16 protein-coding genes are annotated in these 16,465 nt (G+C 33.3%); 6 read left to right on the top strand and 10 right to left on the bottom strand.

The features are described 5' to 3' along the window. The first annotated feature begins 49 nt into the window (after positions 1-49). A complete protein-coding gene (locus GR162_RS16625; RefSeq protein ID WP_160783056.1) occupies positions 50-1,411 on the top strand; it encodes a hydroxymethylglutaryl-CoA synthase family protein in 1,362 nt (453 codons plus the stop codon). Positions 1,412-1,622: 211 nt separating this feature from the next. Here the strand turns inward: GR162_RS16625 and GR162_RS16620 are convergent, their stop codons facing one another. Genes GR162_RS16620 through GR162_RS16610 form a run of 3 tightly spaced genes read right to left on the bottom strand, consistent with a single transcriptional unit; the run spans position 1,623 to position 3,841 of the window. Next, a complete protein-coding gene (locus GR162_RS16620; protein WP_160783055.1) occupies positions 1,623-2,060 on the bottom strand; it encodes a GNAT family N-acetyltransferase in 438 nt (145 codons plus the stop codon). A gap of 4 nt (positions 2,061-2,064) precedes the next feature. After that, on the bottom strand, positions 2,065-2,442 hold the full coding sequence (locus GR162_RS16615) for a nuclear transport factor 2 family protein (RefSeq protein ID WP_160783054.1): 378 nt from the start codon (positions 2,440-2,442) through the stop codon (positions 2,065-2,067). Between the two features lie 13 nt (positions 2,443-2,455). Beyond that, a complete protein-coding gene (locus tag GR162_RS16610) occupies positions 2,456-3,841 on the bottom strand; it encodes a polymer-forming cytoskeletal protein (protein WP_237421381.1) in 1,386 nt (461 codons plus the stop codon). Between the two features lie 138 nt (positions 3,842-3,979). Here GR162_RS16610 and GR162_RS16605 point away from each other — a divergent pair, with 138 nt between their 5' ends. Both GR162_RS16605 and GR162_RS16600 read left to right on the top strand, forming a co-directional pair. Next, positions 3,980-4,384, top strand: coding sequence for a helix-turn-helix domain-containing protein (locus GR162_RS16605; RefSeq protein WP_160783053.1), 405 nt, complete (start codon positions 3,980-3,982; stop codon positions 4,382-4,384). A 313-nt stretch (positions 4,385-4,697) separates the two neighbouring features. Next, on the top strand, positions 4,698-5,990 hold the full coding sequence (locus tag GR162_RS16600) for an aminopeptidase P family protein (protein WP_066033375.1): 1,293 nt from the start codon (positions 4,698-4,700) through the stop codon (positions 5,988-5,990). A 55-nt stretch (positions 5,991-6,045) separates the two neighbouring features. Here GR162_RS16600 and GR162_RS16595 read toward each other — a convergent pair whose 3' ends face one another. Further along, positions 6,046-6,564 (bottom strand): ferritin, encoded by a 519-nt coding sequence (locus GR162_RS16595; RefSeq protein ID WP_008465272.1) that lies wholly within the window; start codon positions 6,562-6,564, stop codon positions 6,046-6,048. A gap of 89 nt (positions 6,565-6,653) precedes the next feature. Beyond that, complete coding sequence (locus tag GR162_RS16590; RefSeq protein ID WP_160783052.1) at positions 6,654-7,010, bottom strand: hypothetical protein; 357 nt, start codon at positions 7,008-7,010, stop codon at positions 6,654-6,656. A gap of 178 nt (positions 7,011-7,188) precedes the next feature. On the opposite strand from GR162_RS16590, the gene GR162_RS16585 reads away from it, so the two are divergent. Both GR162_RS16585 and GR162_RS16580 read left to right on the top strand, forming a co-directional pair. Next, positions 7,189-7,992 (top strand): TIGR00266 family protein, encoded by an 804-nt coding sequence (locus GR162_RS16585; protein WP_160783051.1) that lies wholly within the window; start codon positions 7,189-7,191, stop codon positions 7,990-7,992. Positions 7,993-8,158: 166 nt separating this feature from the next. Next, entirely contained in the window at positions 8,159-8,935 is a 777-nt protein-coding gene (locus tag GR162_RS16580; RefSeq protein ID WP_160783050.1) for an alpha/beta fold hydrolase, read from the top strand. 170 nt (positions 8,936-9,105) lie between these two features. On the opposite strand, the gene GR162_RS16575 is transcribed toward GR162_RS16580, so the two are convergent. Further along, positions 9,106-9,441 (bottom strand): hypothetical protein, encoded by a 336-nt coding sequence (locus GR162_RS16575; RefSeq protein ID WP_237421380.1) that lies wholly within the window; start codon positions 9,439-9,441, stop codon positions 9,106-9,108. A gap of 272 nt (positions 9,442-9,713) precedes the next feature. Here GR162_RS16575 and GR162_RS16570 point away from each other — a divergent pair, with 272 nt between their 5' ends. After that, positions 9,714-9,857 carry a hypothetical protein gene (locus GR162_RS16570; RefSeq protein ID WP_160783049.1) on the top strand — a complete coding sequence of 48 codons (144 nt, stop codon included), beginning with the start codon at positions 9,714-9,716 and terminating at the stop codon, positions 9,855-9,857. Positions 9,858-9,864: 7 nt separating this feature from the next. Here the strand turns inward: GR162_RS16570 and GR162_RS16565 are convergent, their stop codons facing one another. The 4 genes from GR162_RS16565 to kbl form a co-directional block, all read right to left on the bottom strand. Continuing rightward, positions 9,865-10,539 carry an ATP-binding cassette domain-containing protein gene (locus tag GR162_RS16565; RefSeq protein WP_160783048.1) on the bottom strand — a complete coding sequence of 225 codons (675 nt, stop codon included), beginning with the start codon at positions 10,537-10,539 and terminating at the stop codon, positions 9,865-9,867. A 297-nt stretch (positions 10,540-10,836) separates the two neighbouring features. Beyond that, positions 10,837-13,599, bottom strand: coding sequence for a PD-(D/E)XK nuclease family protein (locus GR162_RS16560; RefSeq protein WP_160783047.1), 2,763 nt, complete (start codon positions 13,597-13,599; stop codon positions 10,837-10,839). 64 nt (positions 13,600-13,663) lie between these two features. Next, positions 13,664-15,127, bottom strand: a complete 1,464-nt coding sequence (locus GR162_RS16555; protein WP_160783046.1) for an OmpA family protein — start codon at positions 15,125-15,127, stop codon at positions 13,664-13,666. A gap of 113 nt (positions 15,128-15,240) precedes the next feature. Beyond that, a complete protein-coding gene (gene kbl, locus GR162_RS16550) occupies positions 15,241-16,434 on the bottom strand; it encodes a glycine C-acetyltransferase (RefSeq protein WP_160783045.1) in 1,194 nt (397 codons plus the stop codon). Positions 16,435-16,465 lie beyond the last annotated feature (31 nt).

The raw sequence follows: 16,465 nt of genomic DNA, 5'->3' as shown, positions 1-16,465 counted from the left end.
TTGTCATTCCGCAACATAGTTTTACCTTTAGCGCCTCAAAAAATTAAGAATGAAAACAGGAATTGATGCTATTTCATTTGATGTAGCAAACATACATTTACCCATAAAAACTTTGGCTATTGCCAGAAATATTGAACCAGAAAAATTAGAAAAAGGTCTTGGATTACTAAAAATGACTTTCCCAGACGTTCATCAGGATGCGGTTGTTTTCGGAGCTAATGCATTAACCAAACTGATTATTGACAATAAAATTGATTTAAAAGAAATCAGCCGAATCTATGTTGGTACCGAAAGTGGCATTGACAGTTCTAAACCAATTGCTTCTTACTTAATTAGTTTAATGGAGCAAAAATTTGGAGAAGATTCATTAGCAGAATGCGATGTAGTTGACTTTACTTTTGCTTGTATCGGCGGAGTTGACGCGATGCAAAACTGTTTGGACTTCGTTAAATTAAATCCAACGAAAAAAGCGATCGTAGTTACTTCAGATTTCGCAAAATACGATTTAAATTCTGGCGGAGAATACACTCAAGGCGCCGGAGCTGTTGCGATGCTTATTTCTGCTGACCCAAAAATTATTGCTTTTGATGATAATTGGGCAACCAGCACAAAAGGTGTTTTCGATTTCTTTAAACCATATAGAACCATTTCTAAAGAAGAAATTACTAAAAACACCAATAACGATTCTTGGTTTGACAATTTAGAAGCTGAAATTGAAATCCATAAAGATCAGCCGGTTTTTGACGGTCAGTATTCAAACCAATGTTATATGGATCGTACGCGAAATGCTTACTTTTCATTCAAAAAACTAAAAAATACTACTGAAACTTTATATAACACTTGGCATAGCATTGTAATGCACTTGCCATATTCTTTCCAAGGGCGACGAATGTTGTCTGAAATTTACGCTTTAGACAGTGCCGAAAAAATTATTGCTGATGATATTGCACCTGCAGATTATCAGACAAAAATTAAAGAAGTGGCAAAATCTGAAGATTACAAAAGTTTTGTAACTGAGAAATTGCAACCTGCTGAATTGGCTTCTTCTTTAATTGGAAATCTGTATACAGGTTCTATTTTCATGGGATTGTTATCGACTTTAGCTCATTTTTATGACACAAATAAAGAAGTTGCAGGAACTAAATTCGGTTTCTTAGCGTACGGAAGCGGATCGAAATCGAAAGTTTTTGAAGGGACTATTCAGTCAGAATGGAAATCCGCTTTAGAAAATGTAAAACTTTTTGAAAATTTAGCTGAAAGCGTAGAAATTGATTTCAACACTTATGAAAGCCTTCATAAAAAAGAACAAAAACAAAGCATAAGAACCCCAAAAAACGAATGGGTTTTAGACCGAATTGAAAAAGAAATTCCTGTTTTAATTGGGGCGAGATATTATAAATGGGTGGATTAAAAAATTAACTTTCAATTTTTAAATTCCAAATTCCAATATTGAACCGAAGCTATTTGCTTCGGTTTTTTGTTTTTACACATCAAAGCTTGTCATTTCGAGAAACGAGAAATCTCCGCGAGAAATTCCGTTCCAACATGCCAATCTTTGTCGAGCTTCTCGCGAAGATTTCTCCCTTCAGTCGAAATGACAAACTAGACTGACAATTCTTTATTCATTTATAAATCGTAAACTTATTGTGACTTAAAGTAAAACCTAGATTTTCATAAATTGCTACGTTTTCTACTCGTTTTTTATTTGTGGTTACTTCGATACTTTTCAAAGCATTTTTCTCTGCAAAACTTAAAATCTCATTTATTAATAATTTTCCAACGCCTTGACCTCGATATTTTTGACGAATAAAAAACTCCTGAATTTCACCAACCAATCCGCAATGATGGAGCAAATTTTGAGTATGAAAACTAATAAATCCTAAACCTTCTATTTCGTTTTCTGCAATTAGATAGAGATTTCTTGGGTTTGAAATGTTTTCATTGAAGATCATTTCGAAAACTTCAAAATCTAAAACCTCATTTTCGAGTTCGCAAATTGCTTTGTAGACAAAATCTAAATCTTGATTTCCTGCTTTTCTAATATTTGCTTTCAAACTCATAACCTTAACTCATATCAGTCAGTTTGATAATTTTATCATCTAAAAACTGAAAAATCGATTTTCCTTTCATATTTAATCCCTGACCAGCTTTTAATCCGTTTGGGAAATCTATTGCTAGAACTGCATAATAATCGATATCGACAATTGCTGTAATTTCATCCTGTCTGAGTGATGTTATAGTTTGCTTTCTTTCCGAAAAATATTCTTTAGCTTTTTCGGCTTGAGCTGTAAATTCTTTTATCCCGTTCAGGGTCAAGTTTGTTTCTCCATTTTGGATATTTTCAAAAACAATCGATTCGTCAAAATCGGCAATCATTTTATCAGTATCAAACTGATTATAAGCTTCTATGTAGTTTTGGATTATTTTTTCTCTTTTGGTCATGGTATTTTTTAATTTATAAATATTCATTTAATCCAATACGCTCAAATTTCTTTTTAAATTTCTGAACATATTGATTCCACTTTTCTTGATTTTTATAAAGCGTAAAAGCATAATCAGCAGTTTCTTTACTAAAATGATTCCCGAAAATGTTCTCCAAATATTCAATTCCAGAATCAATTACTCGTTTTAGAACATTCAATTTCTCAATTCCGTTTTGTTTGCAGGCTTTATCCAGCCATAATCCTTTTCCAATCTTTACATATTCTTCAAGAAGATTTTCTGTTATAAATACAGAAGGAACATCATTTATATCTGGTTCATTTCTACCGTTTTTAAAAACCATTAATATCAATTCTTCCGAATAATATTCTTCTGGTATTAATGTTATTACTGTTCCACTTTTAGCTGCTAAAAAGCATATTTCTTTTGTAATAAATTGATCTGGAATTTGACTTATTGCAAAACCGTTTTTTATTACAAGCTTCTCACACAATTCTGCTGTAATAAACTCCAAAGGCACAAACGGAATTGCATAAGGAGATGCGTTTACTACTTCATCGCATAATTCTTTGGTTCTATATTGAAGCGGAACCAATTTTAAACCCCTGTAATTTAATATTGCAAATTGTTTCCAATAATCATAAGATTTAACAGGCGGATTACTTTGTTTTAAAACCAATTCTCCACGTTTTAAAAACTCTTCAAGTTCTTCAAAAGTCTCAATTAACGGATTATCGAGTAATTTTCGAAGTTCGTTTGAGATAATTTCATCATCTGTTTCATCATCATATTCACATTCATCTTTCGGATCAACATCGTCGGCTCTGTCATTGTAATAAAACAAATCATTTTTTCTTTCCGCAAATGCTGTATTGTGATCTGTAACGATAAAAACCGGAGAATTTATTGAACCCGAACAGTTAAAATTTCCATGATTATAATACGTCATCACAACTTCTTTTGCTGTAACATTCCCTTTTATTTCAACATTGGCTCCACCAAGCAGAAGACTTTGACAGCTCACATTTCCTTTAATAAAAACATACGGTCCATAATCGCCTTCGGCATTAATAATTGAACCGCTGGCAGAGAAATTTCCGTTTATCAAAATGCCTTCAATTCTTATTTCTTCGATCTTTTTGGCTGGAAGATTTAACAATTTGGCAAGCCATTTCTTTTCTTTATCTTCATAAATATCTAAATAAAAATTCCCATCAAAATTTGCATCTTCTTCTGAAACAAGAAAAAAATCTTCGTCTTCCCATTCATCAAAATAGTCGAATTTTTCATCTTCAATTAAAAAAGGATATTGGGTTTTGATTTCGGCTATTGTAATTAATTTGAAATTGGAAGTCTGCATTTTATTGGTATTAATCGAAGTTGATTTTTTGAATATCAAGATTACACAATTCTAAATTCAAAACCAATTCGATAGTCAGAAAAATTGTATTTTTACTCCACAAAAAAGAGCTTGCAACTGCAAACTTGTTTTCTGCATAAACCAAAAAGGTAAAAGAATTTTAAATATCTTTGAATCATGAGCACAGCAATAAAACCAAAACATATCGGCAGAAACATTAGCCGAATTAGAGAACTGAGAGATATGAAGCAGGAAGCGCTTGCGATTGCGCTTGGCGTTAGCCAGCAATCTATTTCTAATCTTGAAGGAAGTGAAAACGTTGATGATGAAAAATTAAACAGAGTTGCAGAAGCTTTGGGCGTACCAGCCGAAGTAATTAAAAACTTCTCTGAGGAAGCTGTTTTTAATATTATTGGAAATACCGCTGAGAACAGTTCTTCAGTTGTTAGTTTTGGATGCACTTTTAATCCGTTGGACAAACTTTTGGAAGCTTTTGAAGAAAACAAAAAGCTTTATCAGCAATTAATTCAAGCAGAAAAAGAGAAAGTGGCTCTTTTGGAGAAGTTACTTGATAAGAAATAAGAATTTATTTTATAAAAAGAAAAAACCGAAGTTTTCAAATTGAAGGCTTCGGTTTTTTTATGCTCATCGTTTTTGTCATTCTTTGTAGAGTTACTTGCGAAGATTTCTCCTTCGTCGAAATGACAAGATTGGGTAAATACTTTACGCTTTAGCGACTTTGCAAGATTATTTCATTACAGTTTTAAGAAAAAACTTCGTGCCTTAGTGCCTTCGCGGCAAAAACAATAAATAAGAAAACTTTAATAAAATCAACCATACGCCATTCCTGTAAAATCATTAATTTTGAAATTCGAAGTTCAAAAACGAAATAATTATGAAATATCATCAAATAAACAGCGCTCTTTTTGTAAAAAACCGCAGAAAGTTCATGGCTGAAATGAAACCTAATTCTGTTGCAGTATTCAACTCAAACGACATTTATCCAGTTAGTGCCGACAGTACTTTGCCGTTTGCACAACACAGAGATATTTTTTACCTGAGCGGTGTAGATCAGGAAGAAAGCGTTTTGCTTTTATTTCCAGATGCGCCTTATGAGCATCAAAGAGAAATGCTTTTCTTGAGAGAAACTAACGAACATATTGCAGTTTGGGAAGGTGAAAAACTGACTAAAGAACGTGCCTTTCAGGTTTCTGGAATTAGAACGGTTTATTGGTTGCAAGATTTTCATAAAATTTTGAACGAAATGATGACGTACGCCGAAACCATGTACATCAACACCAACGAACATTACCGTGCGACTGTAGAAACAGAAACTCGTGAGGCTCGTTTTGTAAAATGGTGGAAAGAGCGTTATCCAGCGCACAATGTTGCAAAAAGCAACCCGATTCTACAAAGGCTTCGTTCTGTAAAAGAAAGCGAAGAAATCGATTTGATTCAGCACGCTTGTGATATTACAGAAAAAGGTTTCCGCAGATTATTAGGATTCGTAAAACCAAATGTTACCGAATATGAAATCGAAGCCGAATTGGCTCATGAATTCATTCGTAACCGTTCTAAAGGTTTTGCTTACACCCCAATTATCGCTTCTGGAAACAATGCAAATGTTTTACACTATATTGAAAACAACCAGCAATGTAAAGACGGAGATTTGATTTTGTTAGACGTTGCAGCTGAATATGCCAATTATTCAAGTGACATGACGAGAACGATTCCAGTTTCTGGACGTTTTACAGATCGTCAGAAAGCAGTTTACAATGCTGTTTTGAGAGTAAAAAACGAAGCTACAAAAATGCTTACGCCTGGAACGCTTTGGAAACAATATCATGTTGAAGTGGGTAAAATCATGACTTCTGAATTACTTGGTTTAGGCTTAATTGACAAAGCCGATGTTCAGAACGAAAATCCAGAATGGCCTGCTTACAAAAAATATTTCATGCACGGAACTTCTCACCATTTGGGACTTGACACGCACGATTACGGATTGCTTCACGAACCGATGAAAGCGAATATGGTTTTCACGGTTGAACCGGGAATTTACATTCCAGCAGAAAAATTCGGAATCCGTTTAGAAGATAATGTTGTGGTTCAAGAAAAAGGAGAACCATTCAACTTAATGAGAAATATTCCTATTGAAGTTGACGAGATTGAAAGCTTGATGAATTCTTAAATACAAAAAGCCCTTAATAAATTTATTAAGGGCTTTTTAATTTTATAAACGTTTATTATCCGATTTTTGAAATCTGAAGATCCAATTGGAATTTTCCGTCAGCTTCATTTCCGTTAATTAGATCAAAAAGCTCTAAAGCTCTTCTCGCGTTTTTCTCTTCTTCTCTTTGCTCAGCTACATACCACATCATAAAATCTTCTGTAGCATAATCGTTTTCAGCTCTACATTTTGCGATCACTTTATTGATTGCCTGAGTAACTGCGATTTCATTTTGCAAAGCAATTTCGAATACTTCTCTAAAAGAAGCAAACTCCTGCTGCACTTCTGGAACAGATGGCGTAATGGCAATCCCTCCCATATCTGTAATATATTTGAAAATTTTCAGAAAGTGTTCTCTTTCTTCTTCAGCTTGTTTGTACAAATACGATGCTGTATTTGCAAAACCGTTTCGATCCAACCATGCAGCCATAGCTAGATATTTGTTAGAAGCGTCACTTTCTATTTTTGCCTGTAAATTCAATATATTTTCTACACCTTCAACTAATGAAGTACGTGTTCTTAGTAAATCTTTCATAACCTTAAATTTTTATACGTGTAAATTTACAAAAATTAAAGGAGGCAATCCTAACTGCCTGAAAATTTGGATTTAATCTAAGTAAGAATTTAAATAAGCTCAACATTCGCTACGCTACAAAGCATAGAATGCAAATTGAGAGTAAATTTAGTTCCGTTTAACAAATCTCTTAACTGCACTATTTCGCAAATAGTAAGATTTCTGGAAAAGTTTCTTTTGGTAGTTTCAATCAGCTGTGCATCCGACTGATCAGATAAGTCATAAAGCATATTAAGGATGTCAACACTATTGACCTTTCTTTGAAAAATCAAAAAATCATGGATTTTATAACTTGACACGGTATCAATAAAATTGATAATTATACTATTGGTCAAATCACATTGATAACTATATCCTTTTTCGGTTTCAAATAATACTTTGGTGGTCAAATCACTAACTAATGCCATTCTGATAAATATAATAACGATGCAAAAATATAGAATTTCAAGTAATTAAACACATAATTAAGACTAATTTAAAATAACAAAATTAATTTATGTTTTTAAAAACCACCTTACTACATTAAAAAATGTAACATTCTAGAGCATCATTAGACTAATTTCAAAAACAAATCACTTAGAAATTATGCAAGCACACGAAATAGATTACCAGATTTTTGGGGAAGAAATGCAATATGTGGAAATAGAATTAGATCCGCAGGAAATTGTAATTGCCGAAGCCGGCAGCTTTATGATGATGGAAAACAATATCCAAATGGAAACTATATTTGGAGACGGCTCCCAACAGCAAGGTTCAGGTTTGTTTGGCAAACTTTTAAGTGCTGGCAAAAGAGTTCTTACTGGCGAAAGTTTGTTTATGACAGCATTTTTAAATCAAGGCCATACTAAAAGTAAAGTATCATTTGCATCTCCATATCCTGGAAAAATTCTTCCAATTGATTTAACTGAATTTCAAGGTAAATTTATTTGCCAAAAAAGTTCTTTTTTATGCGCCGCCAAAGGTGTTTCTGTCGGAATTGAATTTTCGCAGAAATTAGGCCGCGGTCTTTTTGGTGGTGAGGGTTTTATCATGCAAAAAATAGAAGGCGACGGAATGGCATTTGTCCATTCTGGGGGAACAATGGCCAAAAAAGAACTGGCTCACGGCGAAGTTCTAAAAGTAGATACAGGATGCATTATTGGTTTTACCAAAGATGTAGATTATGATATTGAGTTTATTGGCGGAATCAAGAATTCTATTTTTGGTGGCGAAGGATTATTCTATGCTACTTTAAAAGGTCCAGGAACAGTTTACATTCAGTCGTTGCCTTTCTCAAGATTGGCTGACCGAATTATTGCTTCGGCTCCTAGATCTGGCGGAAACAGTCGTGATGAAGGAAGTCTTCTTGACGGACTTGGAAATCTTTTGGATGGTGATAACCGATTTTAATTAGATGGCTTTCAGAAATGGAAGCCATTTTTTTATTAGTTAACAAACAGTACTTTATCATAAATAAATTTATTGCTGGTTTAAAGATTTCCCAATTAAATCAAGACATTTCGGTATTTTGTTTTGGCTTTCTTAACTTTGTGCTTCACAATAAAAAAACTTCATTTTGAAAACGCTTTTATATAAAAATACTACGATTTCCTACTCAGATTCTGGAAAAGGAAATGCAATTGTTTTACTGCACGGCTTTTTGGAGAACAAAAAAATGTGGAAAGAATATGTTGACTTTTTCTCAGAAAAATATCGTGTCATAACAATCGATTTATTAGGTCATGGCGAATCTGAACCGCTAGGTTATGTTCACGAAATGGAAGATAATGCCAATGTGGTAAATGAAGTTTTAAAAAACATAAAAATCGAAAAAGCTATAATTGTTGGACATTCAATGGGTGGTTATGTTGCTTTGGCTTTTGCAGAATTGTATCCAGATAAAATCCAGAAATTGGCTTTATTAAATTCAACTTCTAAAGAAGACAGCGAAGAGAGAAAACTAAATAGAACTCGAGCAATAAAAGCCGTAAAACAAAATTATGCAAGTTTTGTAAGCTTAGCAATTGCAAATTTATTTAGCGAAAATAACAGAACACGATTGGCCGAAGAAATTGAAAAAGTAAAAACAGAAGCTTTAAAAACACCTTTACAAGGAATTATAGCTTCTCAGGAAGGTATGAAAATCAGAAAAGACAGAGAATGGATTTTAAAAGAGAATCGTTTCCCAGTTTTATTGATTTTAGGAAAAAAAGATCCTGTTTTAAATTACGAAGAGAATCTTTCTCAAATTGAAGATACAACTGCAGAATTAGTCTCTTTTGAAGATGGACACATGAGTCAAATAGAAAACAAAGAAGAGCTGAAAATTGCTTTGTCACATTTCTTCGAATAGAAGACTAAACATTACAGTCGAAAAAGGCCATTTCTAACCAAGGGTTGAAACAGCCTTTTTCTCATTCTTGGGGGCAAAATATCTTTATAACTTTGAAGTAATATCTTTTTTGTATTTAGATAAAGTCACTCTTGTTAAACCAAAATTTACTTTAGTGCATTTTTTTTAATCTAGTTATTAAAAACAGAATCCATTCTTCGTAGCAATAGTCCCATTTTGCTTAGATCTTTAGAAAGCAACGCAATACAATTATCATCTTGACTTTTGCTTGCTACAACAATTCCGTCATTATTCTTAATCATAACTTGTTTAAGATTGCCATTGTTAACATCTTCAGACATTTCAAGACACATCTTTAAAATCATTCCGATCATTGCTGCAACATTTCCGTCGTACTCTAAATTAACAGACTCATTTAAGATGCCATCAATATTAAAACTAAGCCCAGACTCAGCTCCGGTCTCTTCTACTAGTGTTTGTAAATCAACCATATTCTTATATGTCATGTTTTGGAAGCGTCAAAGATATTTTAATATTAGAAATTGTTCGATAAACACTTGTTAAAAAAAAGGTACATTATCACCTATTGGAGCACTTTTATTTATCACGTAATTAATCCTATTTATTTGCAAAAAATATGCAAAAAAAATTAACATAAAAAGTAATAATATCAAAAACATAACATTTTGTTCCACAAATTTCAATTCTAAAATTAAGATTTGCAGATTATTACGTTTGGCAAAAGTTTTTATATAGATTTGCAAAAAAAATACTAAAAATGAAAACTGTTGACGAATTACGCTTTGACTTAAATGTAAAACTGGAGAAGTTTAGAAAGTTTCGTATTGAAAACGGATACATTAATATTAGAGCCTCTCAAGAAAAACCTAAAGGAGGTTTCTTCAAAAAAATATTTGGTTAAAAGTGACTTAAAACATAGCCGAATTTATCAGATAACCTTCTTGAACAAGTTCGGCTTTCTTAGTAATTGTTCTTAATTTACCATTTTTCAACATTCTTAAATCTGTGGCAATTTCTATTACTTTTTCATAATGATGATCCGTAATAACTATTCCTTTTTCTTGAGAATTTTCTTTAATCAACTTAAATACAATTTCAATCATTTTTGGAGACAAACCGCTAAATGGTTCATCCAATAATACAAATTTTGATTCATTCGAAAGAATCAATTTTAGTTGAAGATATCGCAATTCACCAAAAGATAAATTGCCAATCTTTTGATTTAAAATAAGTTTTAAAAAATCATCATCATAAAAAATTTTTAATTTTTGTTTATTGACTGATAACTGAATGGCCTTAAAAACAGAAAAATGATTTGGTATAAATTGGTTTTGATGCAAATAACCAATTTCATTTAACAATACAGACGAATTATTCTTGGAAATTCCATTAATAAAGATACTTTTATCGGAAGCAGATACTATTCCGACTATAATCCTAAATAATGTAGATTTACCAGAGCCATTCCTTCCAAATAAACCAATTATTTGTCCTGTTTCCAATTTTAAATAAATATCGGAGAGCAACAATTTATCATTAAAGCTTTTTTGAATACCACTTATTTCAAGGACATGCTTTCTCAAAATGTCTTTTGAATTAAAATTAGCAACGTGAAAAAAAAAGATACAAACGCAAAATTGAGTACGAAACTACAAAACAAAAGCCTTTTTTTAGAAAGACCATTGTTTACATAAAATAGATATTCGTTTTGGCGATAAATTTCTTTAAACCCAATACTGAATGCAAAACCTAGTGTAGCTATCATCAGTAAAAAATAGTTAAATCCGCCAAAAAGAAATGCAATAGCAGAAACAACCAAATTTACAACCAAAGTCGTTTTATAAAACTCAAATATGTTTCGAAACTTTCTAATAAGTCTTCTAGGTTTTTTCCTCAAAAGGAATATTAATATCAAAAATCTCTCCCAACAAACTAGCAATTTCTTCTAAGTACGAATTCAATATCTGTGGAGTAACCACAACATTTAAATCTTTTTCTTCTTTAAAACCAAAAGGCAAGAATCCAGATTTTAAGTTTTTGAACGAAATAATTCCGACTTCTATTGGAAGCTCTCCCGCTTCTTTCTCATACATGAAAGCATATGCCAAAACCTGAATGATTTTATCATTTTTAAGCTCTTGTGTCAATCCTTCCCAAGTTTTGAGAACTACATTAGACTTTTCTACTTTTCCTGTCTTATAATCGATAATTCTAATTTTTCCATCTCGGCGTTCAATACGATCGACATTTCCTTTAATCAAAACAGGAAACGGCAGTTTTGGATGAACAAACTGACGCTCAAAAGTCTGCTCTAAAGCGATAATCTGAATCGCTTCATTATTTTTTACTGACTCTAATTCCATTTTCAGGAAGTTCGAAACGTTTCGTTTTGCCACTTCAAAAGCCAAAAGATTCCTTCCTTTCTTGATTTCTCCTTCTTTGTAAACCAACTTAAATTGCTTGAGGACTTCATCATCCAATAATTTGAAACAATTGAGAAGGTCATTCTCAGAAATAAATTTCCCTATAAATGGTTCATAAAGCGCTTTTAAAGTTTCATGAATAATTGTCCCTAAAGTATTTAAAGCAATATTTTCTTCAACCTCTTCTACTTCACGAATTCGTAATATTTTCTGAAAATAAAACTCAATTGGATTTCGGATATAACTTGTCAACGCAGATGGGGAAAAGCCGTTAACAGCAATTTCTTTCAACCTCTCCATTACCAATTCAGATTTAGGAACTGAAATCGGTTCGTAAGCTGTATTTGGCAAATCTGGATTATAAATATCAAAAGTTATATTATGCTTTGATTTTTTTTCAACTTCCAATTGCGTGATAAAACGGCTTCTTTCGCCAGCGTCTAATCCGTCGTTTTCTGTATTATAAATCAAATAAATATTTTTTGCTCTTTGCAACAAATGATAGAAGTGATAAGTGTAAATCGCATCTTTTTCTTTGAATGTTGGAAGTCCCAACTCCCTTTTAACATCATATGGAATAAACGAATTCTGAGATTTTCCAGCAGGAAATTTTCCTTCATTCATAGAAGTTATGATTACGGTCTCAAAATCCAAAACACGGCTTTCTAAAACTCCCATAATCTGAAGACCACGCAACGGTTCTCCTTCAAAAGAGACTTCTGCCAGATCTATAATTTGTTTGTAAATAGAATGGAGCGTATCAATATTGTCAATATGATGGTGTTTGGAATAATAATTTATAAGCTTATTAATCACTTTAAAAACGCCGTAAACAAATGCTTTGGCAATTTTTTCTTCTTCATTATCATTACTAAAATGATCTTTTATTGCAATTAACAAAGCTGAAATATTCTTCAGAACAGCAACAGAACCATTTTCCCATTTTTCAAACAGCAAATTAAAAAAATTTGATGGGTCAGGATGAAGCTCCAAAATTTTATGATGAGTAATAAAAGTATAGTTATTCTCTTTAATAATTCTTACTAGTCTTTGCGCATTAGCGTACGGCTCAACCAAAGGATGTGTTAAAATATCGAGCACATCTTTATAATAAAAAACATAGCTCCCGCCTTTTCGAGAAAGCGCATTGGTATGCATTTTAAACAATTTAGCTACAAAAATCTGCGACGGATTATTCTTTCCTGAATATCCCATTGTAATATTCAATGCTCCAACAGATGCAGGAAGAGAATACAAAACGGGAACCAATAAATTTTCTTCACCAAGCACAACTGCAACTTTATCTAAAGAAGCATCAGGATTTTGATTGATTAAATTCTCAATAATGCTACCCGCTAATTTTGCTTGGCCAATTGTTTTGGGAGTTCCAATAATCTGAATGTTTTTTGACTGCGAAAAATCATCCACAATCCATTCAAAAACATTTGATTTATAATGTTTCCAGCTTTCTTTAAATCGTCTTAAAAAGAGTCCAGCATCATGGTAAGGATCATTTAGAAAAGCTTGATCCGCATCCCAATAAATTTTTGCTTGGTCTAATGCTAGCAAATGTTGCACGATTTTTTCTTCGGCCGCATTCAAAGCATTAAATCCCGCAAAAATAAAAGTCCGATTTCCAATAGTATTAGAAAAATGATTGAGATTATTTACTGCTTCTCTATAAATCAACCCTTGGTATCCAATGGATTTAAACAGCAGATGATTATATAATGATTCGTAATAAACGGGAAGCAATTTCCAGAAATCAATATAATTTTCTAAAAGTTTTGTTTTCTGATCAACTTCAAGTCCCCATCTCTTTATATCTTCAATATCTTTTAGATAAGATAGAACGTGTGAAGGCTCTAAAAGATATCTGTCAATTTCATTAAAATCCTGTAAAAGCGTTTTAGCCCAATTTGCAAATAACTCAAAAGATTGCTGATGTTTCTTTTCTGTAATAGACAAATAAACTTCATAAAATTCAAATAAAAGCTCAATCGAATCTACAGAACGAATTGACGCAACATCCTGAACAAAATCTTCTATACTGGTAATCTGAGGTGCGATTATAGTCTTAGAAGTTGCATTTCTAAGCGCTTCAATTAAGAATACCTTTGCTCTTTTATTTGGAAGAACTATTGTTATTTCGGAAAGTTTCCCAACATAATCCTGAATTACAACAGAGGCAATTTTTTGAAGAAAAGAATCATTTATCATAGTATAAAAATAAAAAAAGCCATTCAATTAAGAATGGCTTTTCATGTTTATTTAGAAACTAAAATTATAGTTTACCTTGGTATTTAGAACCAACGTGTCTAATTTCAGTTCTTCTGTTTTGTGCTTTACCTGCAGCAGTTTTGTTACTTGCAACTGGTTGGCTAGAACCAAATCCTTTAGACTCTAAGTTTTCTGGATTAACACCTCTTTGGATTAAAGCGTCCATTACAGCTTTAGCTCTGTCCTCAGAAAGTTTTTGGTTGATTTTAGCAGAACCTGTACTATCTGTGTGTCCTTCGATAGAGAATTTCGCGTTTGGATAGTTTTTAAGGATTTCTTTAATAGCATCTAATCTAGCTTGAGTTTCTTTATCCCCAGTTTTGAAAGTAGCTTTTCCTGAGTTGAAGTATACCGCTCTAGCTTGAACTTTAAGATCTTCTAACGCCTCAGAAGTTACTTCTGGACATCCTCTGTTACTAGCAGGACCTGCAACTGTAGGACAGTCATCGTCTTTATCAGCAACACCATCTTTATCAGCATCTAAGAATGGGCAACCACCGTTTTCTTTAGGACCAGCAACTGTAGGACATTTATCGTCTTTATCAGCGATTCCGTCACCGTCAGTATCAGGACAACCTTTTAAAGCAGCTAAACCAGCAACATCTGGACAAGCATCATCTTTATCAGCGATTCCGTCACCGTCAGTGTCAGGACATCCGTTTAATGCAGCTAAACCAAATACATCTGGACAAGCGTCAGAAGCATCAACGATTCCGTCACCGTCAGTGTCAGGACATCCGTTGAATTGTTTTAAACCAGCAACATCTGGACAAGCATCGTCTTTGTCATAGATTCCGTCTCCGTCAGTATCTTTACCTCCGAATTTGAAAACTAAACCTGCTGTGTGTTGGAAGTGAGATGGAGCATCTGGAACACCAGCCGCATCTTGTCTGTCACCACTAACAGCCCATTTGTATCTTGTAGCAAGCTCAAGACCAATAGCATCAGTAAACCAGAAAGTTAAACCAGCACCTGGGTTAACAGTTCCATAGCTACTATCTCCAAAGAAAGTATAACCACCACCAACAGATAACGAAGGATCAATCACTTTAGATTTGATTAATTCTTGGAAACTGTATTTGATAGTAGCATCAATTCCGTAGTACATTAAGTCACCAGGATTAGTTACAACGTTACCTCTTCCATCATGCCCTGGAGCTGTTGGAGCGAAAGTAACATATTTATCAATTTTGTTTACAGATCCTTGTAAACCAACTGAGAAACCGCTACCCACATATCTTGACACACCAATGTAAGATAAAGAAGGAAGAATGTTCCAGTTGTCTTTTACAGCGAATGGCTGAGAGAAGTGTTGATCGAAAAATCCACTTCCTGAACCTGAACTTGTTCTAGTATCCACAGCATTAACCCCGAAAGAGATCGCCCATGGATTGTTACTGTCTTGCGCGTGAGAACTTAAACCCATCGCCATCAATACAGCAACTAAAAGTTTGTTAAGATGTTTCATACTTAATTTTTTTAATTACAATTTAGTTAATTACAAGCAAAAGTAACACCAAATTTTTTAAATACAAAATGAAATGTTAAAAAAAACCTACAAAAATTTAACCAAAGTGGTAATTATATAACTTTTAACATTTTACCGACAACTGTGAAGGCATTTATTGCTTTATCTAAGTGCTCTTTTTCATGCGCTGCAGACAGTTGTACACGTATTCTAGCCTTATCTTTTGGAACAACAGGGAAGAAAAATCCAATAACGTAAATTCCTTGTTTCAAAAGTTCGTTTGCCATCGTCTGAGATAATTTTGCATCGTATAACATAACTGGAACAATTGCAGAATCACCATCAATAATATCGAAGCCAGCTTTTTTCATTCCCTCTTTAAAGTAATTGGTATTCCATTCTAATTTGTCACGAAGCGCTGTATCTTTCTCTAATAATTCAAACACTTTAATTGAAGCTCCAACAATTGCAGGTGCCAATGAATTTGAAAACAAGTAAGGTCTAGATTTCTGACGCAATAATTCTATAATTTCTTTTTTGGCAGTGGTATAGCCTCCCATAGCTCCTCCTAAAGCTTTTCCAAGAGTCCCTGTAATAATATCAACTCTTCCCATTACTCCTTTTGCTTCAAGCGTTCCTTTTCCTGTCGCCCCTATAAAGCCAGCGGCATGACATTCGTCAACCATTACCATAGCGTCATATTTATCAGCTAAGTCGCAAATTTTATCCAATGGCGCCACTAATCCATCCATAGAAAAAACCCCGTCAGTTACAATTAGCTTGAAACGTGCTCCTGCTTCATTTGCTTTGATTAGCTGCTGCTCTAAATCATCCATATTATTATTTTCATAACGATAACGAGCCGCTTTACACAAGCGAACCCCGTCAATAATGGAAGCGTGATTTAAACTGTCTGAAATAATGGCATCGCCCTCTCCCAATAAAGGCTCAAACACACCACCATTAGCATCAAAAGCAGCCGCATATAATATAGTATCTTCTGTACCATAAAAATCAGCGATCTTTTTTTCTAATGTTTTATGAACATCCTGTGTTCCGCAAATGAAACGCACAGAAGACATTCCGAAACCGTGGGTATCCATTGCATCTTTTGCCGCTTGCACTACTTCTGGATGAGAAGAAAGTCCTAAATAATTATTTGCACAAAAATTCAATACTGTTTCTCCAGTCGAAATTGTGATCTCAGCACCTTGTGGAGAAGTAATAATTCTCTCCTTTTTGAAAATTCCATTTTCCTCAATTGCCTGCAATTCTTTTTGCAAATGCTCTTTTATTTTACCGTACATTTTTATTTATTTAAAACGTTAAAAATTAACA

This window comes from Flavobacterium sp. HBTb2-11-1 (assembly GCF_009826975.1).
GTDB lineage: Bacteria > Bacteroidota > Bacteroidia > Flavobacteriales > Flavobacteriaceae > Flavobacterium.
This window is presented reverse-complemented; position numbering and strand designations above follow the sequence as displayed.